We start from the raw sequence: 20,428 nt of genomic DNA, 5'->3' as shown, positions 1-20,428 counted from the left end.
GCATGTATACCGTATGTTATTCAAAAACGGGCCATTTGCTACATCAAATTGGGCGAATTCCGGCTTGCAAAAAAAGAAGCACCCCGGGAGCTCTTGGCAGAGCCCCTCTGAACGGACGTATGATGGGAAGATTTCTTCCGCAGCATACGTCCGCCGGGGTGCTGTATGATTAACTTGTCGGCTTGGCTGTATTATAACAATAGTTTGAAACTGTATCTGTGACCTGTATCACATTACTTCAAAAAGTTTCCATAACCACACGTGATCCGCCTCCAGCCTGCTCTGCTGGAAGAACAACCAACTTGCGCGGAAGACGGGCCCGTAGTTCAGGCACATGACTAATCACACCAACAGACAATTGATCGTGGTGCAGCTTTTCCAGTGAGGTGATCACCGTGTCAAGCAGCTCAGGGTCCAACGTTCCAAAGCCTTCATCCAGAAAGAAAAATTGCAGAGGGTACTGGCCCCGCAATTGAATTTGAGCCGACAGCGCAAGCGCAAGCGACAAGGAGGTCAGGAACGTTTCGCCACCGGACAAGGTCGATACCGGACGTTTGACCCCACCGTTGGCATCGTCACTAATGACAAAACCACCGCTGGAATCTACCTCTAGCGCGTATCGCTGCTTGGTCAGAAAACGCAGGCGGCGTGAAGCCGATTGACTGACCTGCATGAGCTGCTCCTCAGCAATATATTCAACAAAGGCATTGCCGCGAAAAACAGTCTGGAGCTTGGACATTTTTTCCGCTTCACTACGCAAATGTACACGATTGGACTCCAGCTCCATCCAGCGGACGTGCCGACGCTGCAAGTCCTCTAAATCACGCTCAGCCTTGGCGCGATTTTGAAGCGCCTCTTCATCGCGTGCACGGCAATCACGTAGCTGTGCAGTGGCCGCTTCCCACTGTTCCTCTGTTACCGTTGCTCCATTCAGCTGCTCTTCGACATGCTTTAAGCGGGAAGACATCTCCTTTTCCCGTTCTCGATGTAAACTCACTTCACGCTCATAGCGTGCGGCTTCTTCCGGTCCCAGGCAGCATTCCATAACCTCTGCTTCCGTAGCAAAAGAGGAGGCTTCCAGACGACTGCCCCAACGGGACTCTGCCATCTGACGTCTTTCTTCTGCCGAGTCGGAGGCCTGCCGGGCAATCAGTGAAGCATGAACGGCTTGCTGCTTGCGTTCTTCCGCTTCAGTACGTTGTCGTGCCGCGACTTCGGCTCCGTTTTTCAGCCCCAACAGTCGCGAGGTCGCTTCTTCCAGCAATGAAGCCGCTTGGCCATCTCCAACCCACTTTCGGAGCTGGGCCAGCTTTTCGCGAAGCGAATCATCTTTGCTTTGGAGCCCTGTACGACGGGCAATAATGATTTTGTCTTCCTCGATGATACTCTGCTGTATCTGTTGAACACGCGCCGCCTTTTCTTCGAGGAAGGTCACACTCGTCTCCAGCCGGGACCGCAGCTCTTCCGCGCGCCCATCGCGCTCCTGCATGGCGCGGTAACGCTCCGCGGCTTCGTCCGGAGCGACATCCGTTAGCTGCGCCGCCCATTCGGCGCGCAGCCCCTCGCTGCGCGTGGTGCATGCCTCGCGCTTGCTCTGTGCCTGCGTCAGCGCTACAGCTGCTGCCTCCTGCTCGGCGGCGGCACGGATACGCCGCTGCTGTCCAGCGGCGTCTGCTTCGCGCAGCGCCTGTGCCTCGGCAGGCAGCGCATGCGCACGTGCGGCTAGCTCGGCTGCAGCACGTTCCAGCGCCGCGCAGCGCTCCGCCCATGCTGCGGCACCACGCGGCTCTGCTGGCGCTGCCGCAGGCGTGAAAGGCTCGCCCGTGGCGGCAGCGCCACTGTTTGCGGTGGCGGGCTGCGCCAGAAAGCTGCGTTGCTCGTGCAACTGCTGGCGCAGTATGAGGCGCAGCTCCTGCAAACCGAGACGCAGGCGTTGCAGCTCATCCGGCGCAGCGGCATCCGCGCTATGCGCCGCGGCAACGGCAGGCGCGGGGTGATGCAGCGAGCCGCACACTGCGCACGGCTCGCCTTCGCGCAACTCGGCAGCGAGATGCTGAGCGAGACGCCCCAGCTCCTCGGCACGGAGCTCGTGGCGCAGCTGCTCCTCCTCGGCAGCCAGTGACGACATATCGGCGGTGATTTCTGCCTCCAACGTCAGCAATGCCTCAATGCCATCAGCTGCCTGTGCAGCAAGGGCAGAACGCCGTGCCTCCGTCTCCTGTGTCTCCTGGTCCGTCAGCTTTAGACGTTCGTCAGCTTGCGCAAGCCGTTTCTCCTGAGCGGTGTACTCCAGTTCAGCTTCACGCAATTGCTCATTCGCGATTTCCAGCTGTTGCAATCGTTGCACAGCCTCTTGCAGCATACGCCGCTCATCTGCCCGCACTTCATTTTGCTTTAGCTCTTGTTGAAGCTCCTGCTGTCGCTTCAAGCCTCGCGTCTGTAGCTCTTGTTCCTTTGCGAGTCCTTCTGCATGTTCAGTAAGGATTTGTTCGCTATGCACAAGCTCGGCCGCCAGACGGTCCCGTTCGGTCCGCAACGCTTCCGTATCACGCTCCAGTTGAAGCGCCTGTTCTAGTTGGTCGATCCGAAGCAATAGCTTTGGTTCTTCGGCACTGAGTGCTTGCCGGGCCTGCTCATCTGCTTGCGCAGAGACAAGCGCAGCCTCCTGCGCGGTAGCGGCCAGGACTGCCACTTCTTCGGCAGTCTTATGCCGTTTTTCCGCTTCAGCAATGGCTTCCTTCCAATCCGTCAGTGCAGGCAGCAATGCCTCGGCTGAAGTTGCTTGTCGAAGCTTACGCTCCAGTAAAGCAATGCCCGGCTCCTGTGCTGCCAACTGCTCCAGCTCGTTCAATCTTTGGCTGAGCTCGATGACCAGCTCACGGGTTTTGTTTAGCGCCTCCGATTCACGTGAGACACGCTCTAGCTCGTGACGCGAAGCTTCTGCATTGGCAATCGCCTCTTTGAGACGCAACTCTACATGTTCAAGTGCTTCAGCACTCGCATCCCCCAGCCCTTGCTGCTCCGCCTCTAATGCTTTCAGTGCGATATCGTTATCTTTCACACGACGGCTTAGCTTCTGTGCAAGTTGATCTCCGTACTTCTCCAGATGGAACAAACGCTGTAGCATCTGTCTGCGTTCACTGCCCTTTAAGGACAAGAATTCCGCAAACTTTCCCTGCGGCAATACGACAGCTCGTGTAAAATCGTCCATTTTCAGGCCGATATACTCCTCCACACAGCGCGTCACATCCTGCACCTTATCGGCAAGCACTTCCTCGCCATCCTCTGTTAACGCAATAAAACGGCTAAGCGTATTATTAACCGATACGCCTCCAGCACGTTTGAAACGTCGTTCTACACGGTAACGACGAGGTCCTTGAGCTGACATTAATTCAAACGTAAATGCAACAGACAACGTATCCTCGGCATGATTCATAATGCCTTGTGTACCATTCACTGCCCGCTCCACTTTACCGTACATAGCCAACGTAATAGCATCCAGCAGCGTTGATTTACCACTACCCGTTGGGCCGAATATTCCGAACAATCCAGTTTCGGTCAAATCGTCAAAGCGAATTTCCTGCGACTCCCGGTAGCTTTGCAACCCCGCCAGTTTTAGAAGGATTGGTTTCATGCGTCCTCCTCCTCAGCGTGATCTCTTGCATCATCCTGTTCCACCAGCTCCAGAAACAACTGCACTAATCCGTCATCTGGCTGTGCTCCGCCTGTCTGCCGCTGATAGAATGCCCGGAACAGCTCATGCACTGGCAGTTCTGATCGTTGGTGCTCCAGCTGTGCGGCAGCCATTTCTGGATACATGGGGCGAATATGAATGATACCTTCACGGCTTTTGCGCAGCCGCTGAATATCTCCCATTGACATTGCTTCATCCAGCGTAATTTCCAGATCAATAAAGGCATCGGCATCTAGTCCTTCGTCCAGCCAGCGATATACTTCCTCCAGACCTCCCCGTGCGTGCCACCTCACTAATGGGCGTCCACTGGTAATATACAGTTCCTCGACCTGAGCAGGCTTGCCAGCAACCACGTCAATTAACGTAACCGATTTGGCTTGTCCGGCTTCGGAAAAGCTATAAGCCAGCGGCGAGCCACTGTAACGCATCAGCCCGTCTCCTTTTACATATTGGGGACGATGCAAATGTCCTAGAGCCGTATACTGTGCCCCAATGCTCAAAGCAGACGGATCTACGGTATACGCCCCCCCGACCTGAATCGGGCGTTCCGAGTCCGACTCCAGCCCGCCGAGCACATAAATATGGCTCATTGACAAATTGACGGTGTCAGGCCGAAATGCTGTACCCAGCTGTGACATCAGCAAGCCCACACGGCGACTGTATGCCTCGCGCAAGACTGTTTCATCTCCGTCTTCAGACAATAGCTCGTTCAGACGAGACTCGGAGGGATATGGCAAGGCTGCAATGCATGCCATTTCACCCGTTCGTGGTGTACGAACGCGTACCGCTTCCCCATGGGGCAATCCCAGCAATGTAATTCCGCGCCCGCTCACCAGTGGTGTGACCGAGGATACCCTTTCCGGCTGATCATGATTGCCCGCAATGACGACTAGAGGTCTTCCTCCAGCCGTAAGACGGGCAGACGTTTCATAAAACAATTGCTCGGCTGCGGCCGAAGGATTGACTGAGTCGTATACGTCTCCAGCCATCATTATCAAATCGGCCTGCTGATCGTCAGCCATTTTCGCTAGTTCTTCCAAAAACGCCTCCTGCTCCTTCAAACGGCTGCGTCCTTCCAACGTGCGACCCAAATGCCAATCACCTGTATGCAAAATCCGCATGTTATTCCTCCTCTCCCTAGCTATATAACTACAGCTGTACACTCTCTCCAGCTTCTAAAAAATACAGCCACTTCTCAGCAACCTTTTTGCCTGTAATTTCTTCGATCACACGGGCATACAGCTCCAATTGAAAACGATATTGGTCTGTTAAATGGGACAGTGTACGATACTCAGATATCCGATCTGTTTTATAATCCACCAGCACGAGTCCTTCGGGAGTTTCAAATAGACAGTCAATAATGCCGTTCATCAGCACTTTATCTCCGTCCTGTCCACCTTCCGAATCTGTTTCTTGTCCTGGTGACATCGATGGTAAGCTGTGGTTCCAGTAATCGTTTGCCCGCATGGTATAAGTAAACGGAAGCTCTCTTTGAACATGCGATGCCCCCAACATTCTGCTACCCAGCTCACTAGTGAAAAAGCGTAATATTTTATTCGTATCTAGCGCCTTTGCATGGACATTCAGTAACATACGCTGATTGAGCAAACGAGCCTTTGTTTCCTCAATAACTTCGGCGCACATCCCCCCATCTAGTGGCAAATGCAGCATCAACGTATGATAGACCGTTCCTCGTTCCGTTGGAGTCAGTCGCTGATTCCCCATAAACTTAGGTCTGCGCAAGTGTAATTGACTGCCCCCAGTGTGAGAATCCTCCCGATCCTCCGGTAACTCTGCTAGTACGGAGGTAGATAGATTCAACCAGTCGTCCGATCCCATCTCCTGCATTTCTAGCCATCTTTTCATCTCAGTAACTGATGTATTGGCTGCCGTCTTGCCGGCCCGCTCATATGGATAGGTCCAGGAAAGAGCAGCTTCAATGTCCGTTTCACTCTCTTCGTTCAAGTCAATTAGCTCCGCATTTCTCAGTGCTTCTGTCTTCTTTTGGCGCTCTTCGCCCGACACCTCTTCCTCATGATCTGAGTTCACACGAGAGCCGGATAATGTTTCCGAGGCCACAATTTTAAATAACCAGTCTGTTCCCGACATATGTTCCAATTTGTGATAGTACCCATCTTGATCACCTGCCGCTTCCCTCAACAAAGTAGCAGAAGGATGCCGAATCAAAGCGGGACCTACCCAGTCCAGATAGCTGCGGCCTGCCGCCAGCATATAGTCTGGTAAGACCGTTTCTGTATGCTCTTTGGCACGTGCCCAACCCGCTGCGCGTGAAGCTAGATCCTTCACGGTTCCGGTCATAATCAGCTTTTCACGCGGCCGTGTAAGCGCCACGTATAACACCCGCATTTCCTCAGCCAATAGCTCCAGCTGTGAGCGTCGGCGGATCGCTAAATTGGGCAGCGTAGGGTAGCTGACACGATTTTGTTCCTCCACATATTTAGGACCAAACCCCAACTCCTTGTGCATAAGAAACGGCGCATTGAGATCCTGTTGATTGAACATTTTTGCCGTCCCGGCTATAAACACGATAGGGAATTCAAGTCCTTTACTTTTATGAATGGTCATAATGCGGACAGCTTGATCGGGTTCGGTCCCCCCGCTAATGGATCCTAAATCACCGCCTCGCTCCCGTAGACGGGAAATGAAGGTCAGAAATCGGAACAATCCTCGGTTGGACGTTGAAGTCTCATACTGTCTCGCTCGGTCATATAGCGCCCGCAAATTGCTTTGACGCTGTGAGCCGCCAGGCAGTCCACCGACCCAATCCAGATACCCTGTTTCCTCCAGCACATTCCAAATCAATGCACTTAAGCTACCTTGTCGGGCTTCCTGCCGCCAGGCTTCCAAATTATGCAAAAATGAACGTAGTCGGGCAGACAACGTATTCCCGTTATTTCTATTACCAAAGTCAGATGAAGATAAAGAGTCCTCAGGGAAAAGATCCAACTCCATGATGTCAGCAGTGGTCCCTTTTTCGCTCTCCTTCAGTGGGTCCGCCTCTGCCGCCGCCAGCAATGCGCCATAAAACAATCCATCCGGCTTTTCCAACCGAATTTGTGCCAGTTCATCTTCGGTCAAGCCGACAATCGGCGAACGAAGCACGGATGCAAGCGGGATGTCCTGCTGCGGATTATCAATAATGTGCAGCAGAGACAACATCACCTCAACTTCCGTTGCTTTAAAAAAGCCTGTCGTCTGCTCCCCGGAGGCCGGAATGCCCTCAAGCCGCAGTTCCTCTACAATTAGGGGGGCCCACACGCTTGCCGAACGAAGCAAAATGACGATATCGCCGTAGATTGCCGGGCGCATCGCTTTTAATCCTCTGTCGTAAATCAACAGTGGTTGTCCGGTATCTCCGGTCAGTTCTTTAATCCGTTGCGCAATCGCACGAGCCTCTAACTGTGCCGTTTCCAGTTCCACAAGCTCAGCCAGCTCACTTTCCTGAAAAACAGATTCGTCCTCCGTTTCGGACAGCTCCGAAGCCTCGGAAAGACCATGGCCACCCTTATCTACTAACAGCAGCTCAGGTGCGTATACAGATGCGGTGTCTTGATCCGACGGGTCGGGATAGGATGCGCCGTGTACCAGCCACGCTCGTTCATCGTACTCAATTTCCGCCACATCCACACTCATAATCTGGCGGAACACCAAATTGACCGCATCGACAACTTCCTCCCGACTGCGGAAATTACGCGCCAAATCAATTAAAAATCCATCTTCCTGCTCCTGCATGCCGTACCGTTGATACTTATTCAAAAACAGACCCGGCTCCGCCAGCCGAAACCGATAAATACTCTGTTTCACGTCGCCCACCATAAAACGGTTACCTGGTTCCTCCCGTGATACCAGCCTAACGATATCTTCCTGTACGGTATTCGTATCCTGATACTCATCTAACAGCACCTCGTCGAATTGCGCCTTGTATTCGAGCGCAGCGTCGGAAGGTAGTAGCTTGTACGGAGTAGAATCGGGATGTCGTAATATTTTCAGACAATAATGTTCCAAATCCCCGAAATCCACCAACCCTTTTGACTGCTTGTGCTGTTGAAAACGTTCCCCGAATACAATCACGGTTTCTACCAATTCGTCCATCAACGGAGCTGCGGCGTGTAGCTCCTCCCAATAGGCTTCTGCTCTCCTGCCAAACAGGGAAGCCTTCATATCTGTAATCATTTTTTTGGCTGCTTCGCGCAGCGTCTTAACCCGTTCCTGCAATGCAGGCTCAGTCTGATCTTTTTTGACCGGCTTGAGCTTACCGAAGGCAGCTGCCTGAAAATGATCATATAGAGATGCCCACGGCTGCGTCTCCAATTCCTGCAGCAATCCCTTCACCATCGCCGTATCCTCTTGCAGCGTCAATGCATAAGGTGCAGGACCGCCGGGCTGCATAGCAGTTTCATGCGCCTGTTCCAGCAAGCTCGCTGCTCCGCGCAATGAAAGTGCAGCATCCGCCAAAATGCTGCGAACCCAAGGCGTCTCTCCGAGAGCCGCTACATCCTGCACACGAAATGCAGTTGCTGTCTCCCGCAGCCAATGCTCCGGCCAAGGATGACTTTGAGAAAAATCATACAGCCGCTGAACAAGCACATACATCGCATCATCGGTGCGTTCTCCACTAAACCAGTCGACTAGTCTGCGGAATGTACTGCCTTCATCATGAGCCTCATATTTCTCCTCAAACAGTTCTTCTAGAAGCTCCTGGCGCAGCAATTCTGTCTCATGCTCATTCATAATCCGAAAACCAGGATCAAGGGGAATGGCCTGATAATGCCTGCGGATGACCTCCATACAAAATGAGTGAAGCGTCGTAATCGAGGCCCGATTCAGCAACGATAGCTGACGGCGTACATGTTCACTTTCCGGTTCCTGCTCCAATACACGTTCCAACGCTTCGCGTATCCGTTGACGCATTTCGGCGGCGGCTGCCTTCGTAAAGGTCGCTACCAGTAACCGATCCACACTGAAGCCAAGCTGGGGATCGACAATTTTACGAATAATACGCTCTACAAGCACCGCTGTTTTACCAGACCCTGCCGCTGCCGCAACCAGCATGTTGTTACCAGATTCCGAAATGGCACGCCACTGGTCATCGCTCCACATACTGCCTTCCGGCTTCGGTAAACCTTTAATGTTTGACATGCCTATCATTGGTCCATTCCTCCTTTCCCTTCCTGTGTATGACCCAGCAGATTCCAGATCTGATCCTTACCGGGTTTACCCCATTGATTGTAGCCACTGCCCTCCAGACTGTCGTCAAATTGACAAACAGGCTTAAAAGAGCAGAAGGTACATGCCGTCTCTTGCTGGATACGATACGGTTCAATGGCCACATCGCCCTCTGTCATCCGTGTACCAATCGTCCGAATATTATTACGCACCGAAGCTAGCAGGCTGTCCCACTGTTCCGGCGAAGCAACCGAGGCACTGCTATAAAAACTACCGTCTGCTTTCACCGCAACAGGTAAAATAGAAGAATATCCCTTGTCCAATGATGTATCCATCTGCCCAACTACATCCCGATCCGCAAGCAATAATCCTTTCATCTTAAAACGTTTCAAAAGCTCCTGACGGGCCTGTTCTTCGCTAAGACCGTTAGGCGACTGTAACATCGGATTGTGGACGTGAAAATACAGCGTACCCGCCGGATAAGCAGTCTCGCCCAACCATTCCTCCGCCGCATTCAGCAGCACATCCAGGTACGTGAGCATTTGCAAGGACAAGCCATAGTACACTTCATGCAGCTTGAGATCCTTTTGGCTGGACTTGTAATCGATGACACGCAAAAGTAAACCTTTTTCTCCCTCTGCCACATCTACACGGTCGATCCGTCCGACAATTTCCATCACAACACCGTTATCTAACCGGAAGCTTAACGGAGGAAGCTGCTGACCCGGCCCAAAGTCCAACTCCAGCCCAATCGGCTCAAAACTACCTCTTCGCGCATGTTCACCTAAAATCAACGAAGCACGGCTCACGATATCTTTCAATTTGCGCAAAATGTACCCATACCGCTTGGAGCTCATTAGAATCTCGCCTTGCAGACGAGGAGCCAAACGCTCCACTGTACTTTCCGCCTCTTGGCGGCATTCCTCCGTGCTGAGACTGCCCCAGCTGACATTGCGATTACGCAGATTGATCGCCATCTCTCCAAGCGCTGCATGAAATAATTGTCCGATATCCGGGGCCTTCAGGCGATACATTTGACGTTCCTTCAAACGAAGACCATGAGAGGCAAAGTGCGAAAATGGACATGCCACAAAACGTTCCATACGAGATACGCTGGTACGCAGCTTGCTGCCGTACAGACGACGGCTCGTTTCCTTCTGCATTTCGGCATGATTCTCGTAAAAAAGTGAGGTCAACAGCTGACGCAGCTTGTCCTTCTCACGCCCTTGCTGGCTGGCATACCAGTTATATACCTCCCACCAAGGAGATAAAATGTCACCGCCACGTCGCCATTGTCGTAATTGCGCAATAAGCTGCGGCAAAGCCTCGGACGGATGAGAAGCATACTCCCATTGCGTCGTCCAAGCATCCCCAGGCAAAGGGTATCCAGCCAGTGGGCGTTCGTCCAGACTAGGAAACAATTGCCGCACATGTCGTACTAACTCAGACGGCAACAATGACTTGCCTTCTTCATCAGTCACGGCATAGCTCATCCACAGGCTTCTACCGGCTGAAGTAAGGGCCGTATAAGCGAGAAAACGTTCGTCCAGCAGACGTCTTGTCATATCCGGCGCCAGCTCTACGCCTCGTTCGTTTAATGCCGTACGCTCCTGCTCATTCAGCACACCGTCCTCATGGAACACAGCCGGCATCACACCTTCGTTCATACCTAGCACAAAAGCATGTTGAATACCGGTCACACGTGTACGATCCGTGTTTCCGACTAGAACCTGATCCAGAGCTGGCGGAACAAGTCCCATACGGAATTCAGCCAATCCCGTTTCCAGCACACCCGCAAACAAAGAGGTATCCAGCCTCTCGTCACCCATCATTTCGACGATTTGATCCAGTAGTTCAAGCACTGCATCCCATACCTGACGATGCTCCTTGGCCTGCTCAGGATTTCCTGCTTCCTCTGCCTGATGAATGAAGGCGTCCAGCTTGTGGCCAATTTCTGCATCCTCCAGTAACAGATATACCGCTTCACACTTCTCAAGTGCAGTTCGTGCCTTGCCCACACGTTTCTCAAACGCACGTAAAGGCGTCACGATTACATCCCGACACAGCTCCATCAAATCCAACGTTTCATCCCGCCTACGGTTCCGTTCCTGCTCCTCCAGCTCCAGTGACAAGCTGGGCACAGCCTGCCACGGGCGACCGTCTGTCCAACGGCTACCTTGTATTCCGCAGGCCAGTACATAGTTTTCCAGACGATCCATCTCCTCGCGGCTCACCCGACCATCCAGCGGCAGGAGAAGATCTGTTTTGACCGCACGGAATACATCCTCATATCGCCAGCGTCGCTGCACGATATCCAGTGAAGCCCGAATCAATTCCACTAAGGGATGATGCAATACACTTCTCCGCTGATCCAGAAATACTGGAACCTCATATTGTTTGAATATCGGTTCCACCCATGACTCATAATCTTCAATATGACGCACAAACAGGGCCATCTCCCGATAACGCGCGCCCTCATCTCGGGCTAAACGACGCATTTCGCGTACAGCACCTTCCAACTCAGCGCGGCGATTCGCCGCAGCATACAGTTTTATGCCTTCCGGCTGTTCTTCTGTCCACTGCTCTCGTAGCTGCTGCAGCCGCATCCGTTGTTCCTGATTCCGTAACCCTGTACGATATTCAAAGTTAGCCTCCAAATACGCCAACGCCGGACGCTCCTTAAATCTCGGCGGCGGATCAGGGCGAAGTAATTGTGTCTGCGTCTCTATCATCAGCTCGTCTGCCATTCCTTTGAGCTTTACATACGTAGCCGCCGAAGGATGAAACAAATCCAGCTCATGCGGAAGCTGTCCGCTCTCGTAGCTGCGGTTGCAAGTCAGCGCCACTGTCAACGAAGAGGCATGCAGCATAAGTTGCTCCACCACTTTATATTCATGTGGTGTAAACCTACGGTAGCCATCCATCCAAATGTCTGCTCCACGCACAAGGGAAGACTCTGCAATCTGTTCTGCCAGCATGCGCAGCGTATCTTCACCGTCAATATATTTAAGCGTCAGCTCTCGTTCAAAATCCTCGTAGATTAGACTGATATCTTTGAGCTTGCCGCGCAAAATCGGAGTTGACTCTCCAGCAGCGTTCATTCGCTCCAGTTGCTCGGGTACAGACCGAGTATCATTTCCATACTGCTTTAGCTCCGTGAACAATGTATTCAACCGATCCACAAAGCCGAGCTGGTCTCCCGAATCCTTAAACAAACTCAGTTCATCCTTGCGACGACGAATAATTTTATATAAAAGCATCTTCTTGCCTTCTTCCGTTACAGGCACCAGCGCTGAACCCCCAGTTTCCTGCATAACTAAATAGGCAAGACGGTGAAATCCCATCACTTGGGCGCGCACCGACCCATGAATACCGTTTCCGGCTTCTGTAAGTAACGCATGCTCAGAAGCAAATGACGATTGCTCCGGTACAAGTAACAGCATAGGCTTACCTAGCGGCTCCTCGCGTAACATAGACGTCATTTCATTGCGGATTAACGTACTTTTACCACTCCCAGAGCGGCCAATCAACAAACGGACCGACATGATGCGGCCTCCTTTCCAACGAACAACATTCTATTAAACAGTATAGCATATCAGGCAAGAGAGAAAAGAACGTACGTTTGCCATGTTGTAGCAATTCTTTCTCCCTCTAAAAAATAAATCAGTCCCGCAGATTGGCTTGGTGCACGCCTTCTCTACAGGACTGATTTATACCTAAAACGAGTTTATTTTACCTATTTAATCACCAAAAGGGCGATTGACTTTGACTTTGTATGAAACTACAACTGTGTCCGGCTGCGCACCTCAAAGATGGCGAATTTCAAGTAATGGCCTTCCTCCACACCCAAAATTTGAGGATGGTCCTTACCAGCTGCTCTCCAGTCTACCAGACGAAGGATTTTGCCGGCATCTGCCGCTGCTTCCTTAATGGTGTCCAAAAACAACTCCGGCCGCATGTGGAACGAGCAACTCGCTGTCACCAGATAGCCGCCCTCATTAACGAGCTTCATCCCGTGCAGGTTGATATCTTTATATCCACGTGTAGCCCCTTTGACAGCGTTCTTCGTTTTGGCAAAGGCTGGCGGATCAAGAATGACCACGTCAAAGGTGCGTCCGCCACCCGCTGTCAGCGGCTTAGACGTATCTCCTTTGCCCCCGGCTCGTGCATTGCGTTCCTCTACACCTTTCACCTGATTACGCAAATATTGAAAAGCATCGTCGACGACAAACTCGACGCGTTCCTCAAAACCGTTCAGCTTGACATTATCCCGCGCACTTTCAATCGCATGCTCAGAAATATCAAGACAAGTTACTTTTTTAGCACCATGTTTACAGGCATTGAGCGTAAAGCTTCCCGTATGTGAAAAACATTCCAATACGGTTGCGCCGTCCCAGAATGGGAATTCAACAACCTTACCACTTTTATTCACTGGCTTCATGACCGTTGTGCCAGCGTCCCCTGAGTCTGTAGCAACTTCTTGTAGCGTAATTCCACTACGTGCTCCCCAACCTGTCATCAACGGTGCTATGGCCGCACGATTTTCACGCTGGTCAAAGAAATAACCCGTCTTCTGGCCCTCTACGATATCAACCTTGATGTGCAGGCCATTTTCCGTCACCACTACATGACGCGGGCAATCACCGTACAAAGGGCCCTTCGTTTGTTCCAATCCTTCTAACTCACGGATGGATACATCACTGCGCTCATATATACCAACAGGACCCACTACTTCAACGAGCGCATCCCTGATTTCTTCCCTGCGCCGATCCATGCCAAGCGTTAACAACTGCACGACCAACACATCACCAAATCGATCTACAATCAGTCCAGGCAAAAAATCAGCCTCGCCGTACACCAACCGATAAGCGTCTCCCCCGGTCACAAAACGTTCGCGGTGCTCCAGGCATTTGCGAAAGCGTTGGGCAAAAAAGTTTTGATCCATTGCTTCTAGCGGCTCGTAGGACATCACACGCACTGTAATTTGTGAAGCCGGATTATAGTAACCTGTCGCCAAATAACGCCCCTGATGGTTAACGATAGTGACCAAATCGCCTGCCTCTGGGTCTCCTTCGATCTTGGCTATTTCGTTTTTAAACACCCAAGGGTGTGCGTGCTCCAGCCTTTTTTTACGGCTGCGTTCTAATATTACTGAAGGCAAAATCCTTCACTCCCATTCTTGGATTACTCAAAGTGTTAAAACGTTGTTCGATAGGGGCGCGGCTCTGCGGATCATTTGATCTTACGATCGCTGTTGCACGGGGATTCTTTGGATTTTATAAATGATTTTAATGGTAAGAATCCCCCTAGGTTTATACTTCCGAAGCAGCTTTCCTTTGGAAAGCTTTCAGGCGAACGCTCTCGCTTCTCCAGATTCAAATGATCCGCTTCGCTACTGCCCGCCTGTATATCGGCGTCACGCTTTTAAAGCTTGTGAAGATACTACAAAAATTATCGTTTTCCTAAAAAGAGCTTAGCCATGCTTGTCATGGCTGTCCTCGACAGATCATAGGCTGTTACATAAGTATTTTCACCTAGAAAAGGGGGCTATGCCCGTGCTTATACATGTTATACTCCCGCTGTGCGGCGGACTGTTTATTTTTTTGGGCGGGATGAAGCTGATGGAAGCAGCCCTCCGGCATTTGGCTGGCCCCTTCCTCACCCGTTGGCTGAACCGCGCCACCGTTTCCCCTTGGCGGGGTATGCTGTTCAGTTCAGGCATTACCGCCCTGTTGCAAAGCAGCACCGCTGTAACGGTGCTGACGATCGGACTGGTCAACGCCGGGCTATTGACCTATGGCCGTACGCTCGGCATCATTCTTGGCACCAATATCGGTACCTGTCTCACCACCGAGCTGATGGGGCTCCAGCTTGGCAAGCTGGCTGTTCCGCTGCTCTGCGGCTCACTGCTCTGCTGGAGCGCCGCCGTACTGTGGGGAGAATCCGTCTCCGTTCGCCAGTACGCGTCTGCCGGAATTTCACCCGGCTCCAATGGGCTTAGCCGTCCGCAGGCTGTACAATATATCAGCCTCGTATTTGCTGGATTTTCGCTGATTCTGGCGGGTATCCGCGTAATGCAAACGGTCGGCCCATGGATTGAGCAGGCCGGACTATTCCGCTGGTTTCTTGATCACGCTGCGGCCAACATGTGGTGGGCCTTCGCTGCGGGTGCCTGCCTGACCGCACTGGTTCACAGTAGCGCAGCCGTTATTGGCATGGCGATCAGCCTTGCCGCTGCGGGTGCCTTGCCAGCCGATGTGGGGATCGCCATCGTCATCGGCTCCAATGTAGGCACCTGCGTAACCGCCCTGATTGCCGCTGTTGGTGGCAGCGTGTCCGGCAAATTTGTAGCCTGGTCCCATGTGCTGCTGAACGTAGGCGGAGCCTTGCTCTTTATGCCGTTGATCCCTGGGCTAGAAATGGCCGCCGCCTGGATATCTACCGAGCCCGGAGCCAAGGTAGCCCATGCCCAAACCCTGTTTAACGTCATTAGCTCTCTGCTGGTCTTGCCTCTGTGCTACCTACCTGTATGGACGCGTTTAGAGGATCGTATATCTCCCCACAGAATCAAACGTTAATTCCTAGCATGGACAGCGCCTTGCTCAAAATGACATCATTATTGTCATATCCGCCCTGGCGCTGGAGAAGCCATGCTTCCTCAGGCTTATGCCATGCAACTCCCTTAATTTCTTCGATTTGTGCCTGTAAATCCCCATCTAGTGCCTCTACAAGATAATAGTGTACTTCTTTATCCACTTCCCCAAATTCCGGATGCTGATACGTATAAGCAATCATATCTACATGCTGGATAATCCGCCCGTTCAACCCTGTTTCCTCGCGAATTTCACGTAAAGCCGTCTGTTCGATTGTTTCTCCCAACTCCATTTTTCCTTTAGCCAAGGATACCTTGCCATATCGGTCAGTAATGAGCTGAATTTCAAGTTGCTCCCCCTGTTTGCGAAACACAACACCGCCTGCTGAAATTTCCTTTTTTGCTGCCATCCTGTAATCTCCCTTCCTTGCGCAACAAGGATTCCGTCCTCTCTGTAAGGAAAGGCGAAATCCTTGTTTGCCATCTCTATTGCCTTTTCAGGCTTTTTTTGTTCTTACAGAGCTGTTTGCAGCCCATTCTCCAGTACGCGAACCAATTGGCCTTCACTTTCATTAATGCCTGCCTTCGTTAGCTTCACGCGGCATACCTTGCCAACCAGATCCTCAGTACCTTCAAACGCCAGTTGAATATAATTGTCACTATATCCATGGAGTATGCCGCTATCTTCGGTCCCTTTCGGCGCAACTTCCGGAATGACCTCCAGCACCTGACCTACAAACCTCTCAGCATACGCCAGTTGCATTTGCTCTGACAGTTGTATCAGCTCATGCACTCGTGCATTTTTCACGTCTTCGTCCACCTGATCCTCCATACGCGCCGCAGGAGTTCCACTACGCTTGGAGTACGGAAACACATGCATTTCTGAAAAACCGATTTTTTTCATCAGCTCATAGCCATTGCGGAACATTTCATCCGTCTCCCCAGGGAAGCCGACAATTACGTCCGTTGTAATCGCAACATCGGGCATTGCTTTGCGAATCATAAGCATTTTGTTATAAAACTCTTCTGTGGTGTACTTACGACGCATCCGTTTCAATACAGTGTCGTCCCCCGCCTGAAGCGGTATATGAAAATGACGAACCAGCTTGGTGGAACGGTTCAGTACATCAAGCATTTTTTCATCAATCTGGCTGGCTTCAATCGAACTGATGCGGATACGCTCCAGCCCTTCCACTTTCTCCAGATCCCACAGCAGATCAGATAGGTCATAATTATCCATGTCGTCACCATAACCGCCAGTATGGATACCAGTGAGTACTATTTCCTTGTAGCCTGCGTGTACCAGTTGACGCGCCTGTGCAATAATGCTCGCAGCGTCACGACTGCGGGATAGCCCCCGCGACCATGGAATGATGCAGAAGGTACAGAAGTTGTTGCACCCATCCTGAATTTTCAAAAAGGCCCGAGTATGATTAGCAAAATCAGGCACATCCATTTCCTCAAATACACGCGTTTTCATAATATTGCGCACGGCGTTCACTGGTTGACGCGTCCCTTGAATTTCCTGCACGAACGGAATGATTTTGTCCCGATCTTGAGTCCCGATAACGAGATCAACGCCAGGAATATCCATAATTTCGGCAGGAGAAGTTTGGGCGTAGCAGCCCGTCACTGCCACAATGGCATCTGGATTCCGGCGAATCGCGCGGCGAATGATCTGACGACTCTTTTTATCACCGGTATTCGTAACGGTACATGTATTAATAAGATAGACATCCGCGGTCTGCTCATCAAAGTCCACCTGTTCATAACCTTCATTTTTAAACAGCTGCCAGATCGCTTCTGTATCATAAAAGTTTACCTTACAGCCCAATGTGTAAAATGCCACTGACGGCATATTAAACCCCTCCCATTTCTCCTGTCTCATATAAAATGCAAGCCAATGCAGCCATTCCTGCGGTCTCAGCACGCAAAATACGTCTTCCCAGTCCTGTAGACTGGGCCCCAGCCTGCTCGGCCTCCAGGCTTTCCGCTTCAGTAAAGCCGCCTTCCGGGCCTACCACCAGCAGAACACGCGGCATGTCCGTCGACGCCCATTGTCCTACCAATGGCTGGATTACATCCCGTAGCTGCTGACCCTGCTCTTTTTCATAACAATAACATATCAAATCATACCCAGCAAAAGAAGCCAGAAGTTCTTTCCACGTCATTGGCGCACTAATTTCTGGAATTCGGTTACGGTGGCTTTGTTCAGCCGCTTCCTTCACAATCTTGCGCCAACGCTCCAGTCGCTTGCCTTCTTTTTTGGCATCATACTGCACGACCGTACGCTCGGACAAAAACGGTACAAACCCGGTTGCTCCGATTTCTGTACATTTTTGCATCACCGTCTCCATCTTGTCTCCTTTAGGAAGACTCTGAGCGATGGTGACCTGCACATGCGGTTCAGAGGTCATCTTCAGCGGCTCAATAATCGTCGCCGTAACATGATCCTGCTCTATCGTATCTAATGCAGCCAGTGCTTCCCTAGATACCCCGTCACTGACTATAATTTTGTCACCACTACGGCCCCGCATGACTTTAGCGATATGCCGCGCGTCCTCACCCGCAACAATCACGTGATCTTCTAGAAATTGCTCTGCCGGAATAAAATAACGCTGCATTCTCTCTCACACCTATTCCTGGATTTTGCAAAAATCCTCATTCTAAAAATAACTGTTATCCACTAATGTTCCGTACAAAATCCGAATAAATCACCAAGCAACATCATATCATCTTTTGCGCCTGTATGACCAGTCTGTTCACTCTTCTATTCAAGGTATACCTACCATTCTCGTAAAAAAAGGAGCCCTTAGGCTCCGAACAATCCAGTGATATAAAAAGAGAACTGCAAAAACTGTATATAAATCATCTGGGCCAGCGTGTAAAGAGGTTCAATCGTTACAACTCGAACCTGTGGAATGACCAGGATAAGCAGAAAAATAAAGATCGACCACTGTTCAAACTGCTGGAGTTTGCGACGTACAGGAGTGGGGGCCACATCTTCCACAATCCGGTATCCATCCAGTGGAGGCAGTGGGATCAAATTAAAGATAAACAAAAACAGATTTAAATTGATCAAAGCATTGATAAACAAATAGATTGCTTGAGCCACCCGTTGGTTCTCCATCCCCGGCAATACTTGAAAATGAAGGAGCACGGCATAGATTAAAGTAGTAACAAATGCAAGCAGCAGATTGCTGAGCGGACCCGCAGCCGATACAATAATGCCCATGAGGCGCGGACGACTAAAGTTATCACGATTAACCGGAACTGGCTTGGCCCAGCCAAAGCCTCCGATCAGCAGCAGTAGCGTACCCAGCAGGTCAATATGCACTGCCGGATTTAAAGTCACGCGCCCAAGTAGCTTGGCTGTAGGGTCACCAAATTTATTGGCATAAAATGCATGTGCAAACTCATGAACCGTGAACGATATGATCACGGCCAGCAAATAAAATGGAAGAACATTTAAATTTACACGAAAAATATTTTGTAAAAAATCCATACTTACCTCTTTCTCGCCACAAACGCCAGCCAATCTTCATCCCGGCTTATTTCGGCAATCTCAAAGCCAGCTGCCTTCAACGCAGTTTCGACAACTTCTTCTTTGTTCTTCCAAATCCCTGAAGCAATATAAATACCACCTGGTTCCAGGGCTTTATATACATCGTCAATGAACAGCAAAATAATCTCTGCCAATATATTAGCTACCACTAGCTTGACGGGTAACTGGATACCCAGCGTTGGATCGCTTGCATTAAGCACCGATAGCAAATCACTTTCTTTAATGGTAATGCGTTCCTCCAGCCCGTTCAGACGCGTATTTTCCCGCGCACTGGATACTGCCACCGGATCCAGATCCAAGGCAAGTACATGCTTCGCTCCCAGCTTTACAGCTCCAATGGCCAAAATACCGGAACCCGTGCCGACATCAATGACTTCTTCCCCGCCCTTAATTACAGATTCCAGCGTTCTCAGACAAAGGGATGTCGTAGGATGCGTTCCAGTCCCGAAGGCCATACCAGGGTCCAGCTCAATGATTTTTTCCTCTTCACTCGCAGGCTCATAGTCCTCCCAAGTGGGTTTAATCGTCAGACGGTCCGACACACGCAAAGGCTTGAAATATTGCTTCCAAGCATTTGCCCAGTCGTCCTCATCAACTGTTTTCAGTTCATACTGAACCTCACCAGGGTCAATATCGAAAGTTCTCAATTCTTTGACGCGCGGCTCAATTTGCGAACGAATACTATCCATGTCCACTTCTTCGGCAAAATAGCCTTTGATGATCGCTTGTCCTTCAGGTATGTCGTTCAAAGGTCGATCATACCACTGTCCATAGGACGTATCCCGCGGCTTGTTGAGCGAACCGGATTCTTCAATGGAAACCCCTCCTGCACCTGCTTCGTGCAGAAAATTCGAAATCATTTCGATGGCTTCTTCGGTTGTATGTATTGTAATTTCATTCCACAACATGGTTTTCATTTCCTCCTCATTTCACATGCATACATTACATTGTACTATATACATGCACAGGAGTTCAAAAAAGCTGGTAATCGTCCTTTTCCGATTTCTCCAGCCGGACTTGGAATTGCTACGACGTCTGTATTTATTGATCCTGCTATTTCTGGTGCTGTCAACAACCGTGTAGAGTTAAAAGCCTCGATTGGACTACGTTTCGTCGGTGTCGGCAACATTCGAGTACTTGTACGTATATGGAGAGCCGGCAAGGAAATTTATTACGGACTGGAATCCAATGTCTTCGATAACAATATTATTCTTAATGTCGAAACGGTAGACGTTGCGCCTCTGGGCGTGCAAAACTACCAACTAATTATTGAAAATCAAACGCCTGCGACTACTGCTTTCGTCGCCGGTCCTCTTGTTTTTAGTGCAACAGCATACAGCAGATAATGAATAGAAAAAGGAAAGAACACAAATAAGACGGGCTATCCCAC

12 protein-coding genes are annotated in these 20,428 nt (G+C 50.8%); 2 read left to right on the top strand and 10 right to left on the bottom strand.

What is annotated here, in order from left to right; all coding sequences use genetic code 11:
* Positions 1-238 precede the first annotated feature (238 nt).
* The 5 genes from ACEN8J_RS05830 to ACEN8J_RS05810 all read right to left on the bottom strand — a co-directional run bounded on the left by ACEN8J_RS05830 (position 239) and on the right by ACEN8J_RS05810 (position 14,042).
* Positions 239-3,634 (bottom strand): AAA family ATPase, encoded by a 3,396-nt coding sequence (locus ACEN8J_RS05830; RefSeq protein WP_495594337.1) that lies wholly within the window; start codon positions 3,632-3,634, stop codon positions 239-241.
* The gene (locus ACEN8J_RS05825) at positions 3,631-4,815 is read right to left on the bottom strand and encodes an exonuclease SbcCD subunit D (protein WP_165149015.1); all 1,185 of its coding nucleotides are present in this window, start codon (positions 4,813-4,815) and stop codon (positions 3,631-3,633) included. Before ACEN8J_RS05825 ends, ACEN8J_RS05830 begins: the two co-directional genes overlap by 4 nt.
* Positions 4,816-4,843: 28 nt before the next feature.
* Positions 4,844-8,863, bottom strand: a complete 4,020-nt coding sequence (addA, locus tag ACEN8J_RS05820; protein WP_495594336.1) for a helicase-exonuclease AddAB subunit AddA — start codon at positions 8,861-8,863, stop codon at positions 4,844-4,846.
* Complete coding sequence (gene addB / locus ACEN8J_RS05815; RefSeq protein ID WP_495594335.1) at positions 8,860-12,426, bottom strand: helicase-exonuclease AddAB subunit AddB; 3,567 nt, start codon at positions 12,424-12,426, stop codon at positions 8,860-8,862. Before addB ends, addA begins: the two co-directional genes overlap by 4 nt.
* A 236-nt stretch (positions 12,427-12,662) precedes the next feature.
* Positions 12,663-14,042, bottom strand: coding sequence for a class I SAM-dependent rRNA methyltransferase (locus ACEN8J_RS05810; protein ID WP_495594334.1), 1,380 nt, complete (start codon positions 14,040-14,042; stop codon positions 12,663-12,665).
* A 394-nt stretch (positions 14,043-14,436) separates the two neighbouring features.
* Between ACEN8J_RS05810 and ACEN8J_RS05805 the strand changes: the two genes are divergently transcribed.
* Complete coding sequence (locus ACEN8J_RS05805; protein ID WP_069012562.1) at positions 14,437-15,459, top strand: Na/Pi cotransporter family protein; 1,023 nt, start codon at positions 14,437-14,439, stop codon at positions 15,457-15,459.
* Here the strand turns inward: ACEN8J_RS05805 and ACEN8J_RS05800 are convergent.
* The 5 genes from ACEN8J_RS05800 to prmA all read right to left on the bottom strand — a co-directional run bounded on the left by ACEN8J_RS05800 (position 15,449) and on the right by prmA (position 19,946).
* Complete coding sequence (locus ACEN8J_RS05800) at positions 15,449-15,883, bottom strand: NUDIX hydrolase (RefSeq protein ID WP_029515343.1); 435 nt, start codon at positions 15,881-15,883, stop codon at positions 15,449-15,451. The two genes, ACEN8J_RS05805 and ACEN8J_RS05800, sit on opposite strands and share 11 nt — an antisense overlap.
* Positions 15,884-15,987: 104 nt before the next feature.
* Entirely contained in the window at positions 15,988-17,331 is a 1,344-nt protein-coding gene (gene mtaB, locus ACEN8J_RS05795; RefSeq protein WP_029515344.1) for a tRNA (N(6)-L-threonylcarbamoyladenosine(37)-C(2))-methylthiotransferase MtaB, read from the bottom strand.
* Between the two features lies 1 nt (position 17,332).
* The gene (locus tag ACEN8J_RS05790) at positions 17,333-18,097 is read right to left on the bottom strand and encodes a 16S rRNA (uracil(1498)-N(3))-methyltransferase (protein ID WP_029515345.1); all 765 of its coding nucleotides are present in this window, start codon (positions 18,095-18,097) and stop codon (positions 17,333-17,335) included.
* Between the two features lie 188 nt (positions 18,098-18,285).
* A complete protein-coding gene (locus ACEN8J_RS05785) occupies positions 18,286-18,978 on the bottom strand; it encodes a site-2 protease family protein (RefSeq protein ID WP_029515346.1) in 693 nt (230 codons plus the stop codon).
* Between the two features lie 2 nt (positions 18,979-18,980).
* The gene (gene prmA, locus ACEN8J_RS05780) at positions 18,981-19,946 is read right to left on the bottom strand and encodes a 50S ribosomal protein L11 methyltransferase (protein ID WP_165148997.1); all 966 of its coding nucleotides are present in this window, start codon (positions 19,944-19,946) and stop codon (positions 18,981-18,983) included.
* 39 nt (positions 19,947-19,985) lie between these two features.
* Here prmA and ACEN8J_RS05775 point away from each other — a divergent pair, with 39 nt between their 5' ends.
* Positions 19,986-20,384: a hypothetical protein gene (locus ACEN8J_RS05775; protein ID WP_152526671.1), complete on the top strand. Its 399-nt coding sequence runs from the start codon at positions 19,986-19,988 to the stop codon at positions 20,382-20,384.
* The last annotated feature ends 44 nt before the right edge of the window (positions 20,385-20,428 follow it).

It is taken from the genome of Paenibacillus sp. Paensp38 (assembly GCF_059491915.1).
Note: the sequence above shows the minus strand (reverse complement) of the source record. Positions and strands in the feature narration are given on the sequence as shown.

Coding starts and splice junctions, on each gene's coding strand:
- ACEN8J_RS05830 (WP_495594337.1), bottom strand. CDS start 3,634: ATGAAACCAATCCTTCTAAAACTGGCGGGGTTGCAAAGCTACCGGGAG.
- ACEN8J_RS05825 (WP_165149015.1), bottom strand. CDS start 4,815: ATGCGGATTTTGCATACAGGTGATTGGCATTTGGGTCGCACGTTGGAA.
- addA (WP_495594336.1), bottom strand. CDS start 8,863: ATGATAGGCATGTCAAACATTAAAGGTTTACCGAAGCCGGAAGGCAGT.
- addB (WP_495594335.1), bottom strand. CDS start 12,426: ATGTCGGTCCGTTTGTTGATTGGCCGCTCTGGGAGTGGTAAAAGTACG.
- ACEN8J_RS05800 (WP_029515343.1), bottom strand. CDS start 15,883: ATGGCAGCAAAAAAGGAAATTTCAGCAGGCGGTGTTGTGTTTCGCAAA.
- mtaB (WP_029515344.1), bottom strand. CDS start 17,331: ATGCCGTCAGTGGCATTTTACACATTGGGCTGTAAGGTAAACTTTTAT.
- ACEN8J_RS05790 (WP_029515345.1), bottom strand. CDS start 18,097: ATGCAGCGTTATTTTATTCCGGCAGAGCAATTTCTAGAAGATCACGTG.
- ACEN8J_RS05785 (WP_029515346.1), bottom strand. CDS start 18,978: ATGGATTTTTTACAAAATATTTTTCGTGTAAATTTAAATGTTCTTCCA.
- prmA (WP_165148997.1), bottom strand. CDS start 19,946: ATGTTGTGGAATGAAATTACAATACATACAACCGAAGAAGCCATCGAA.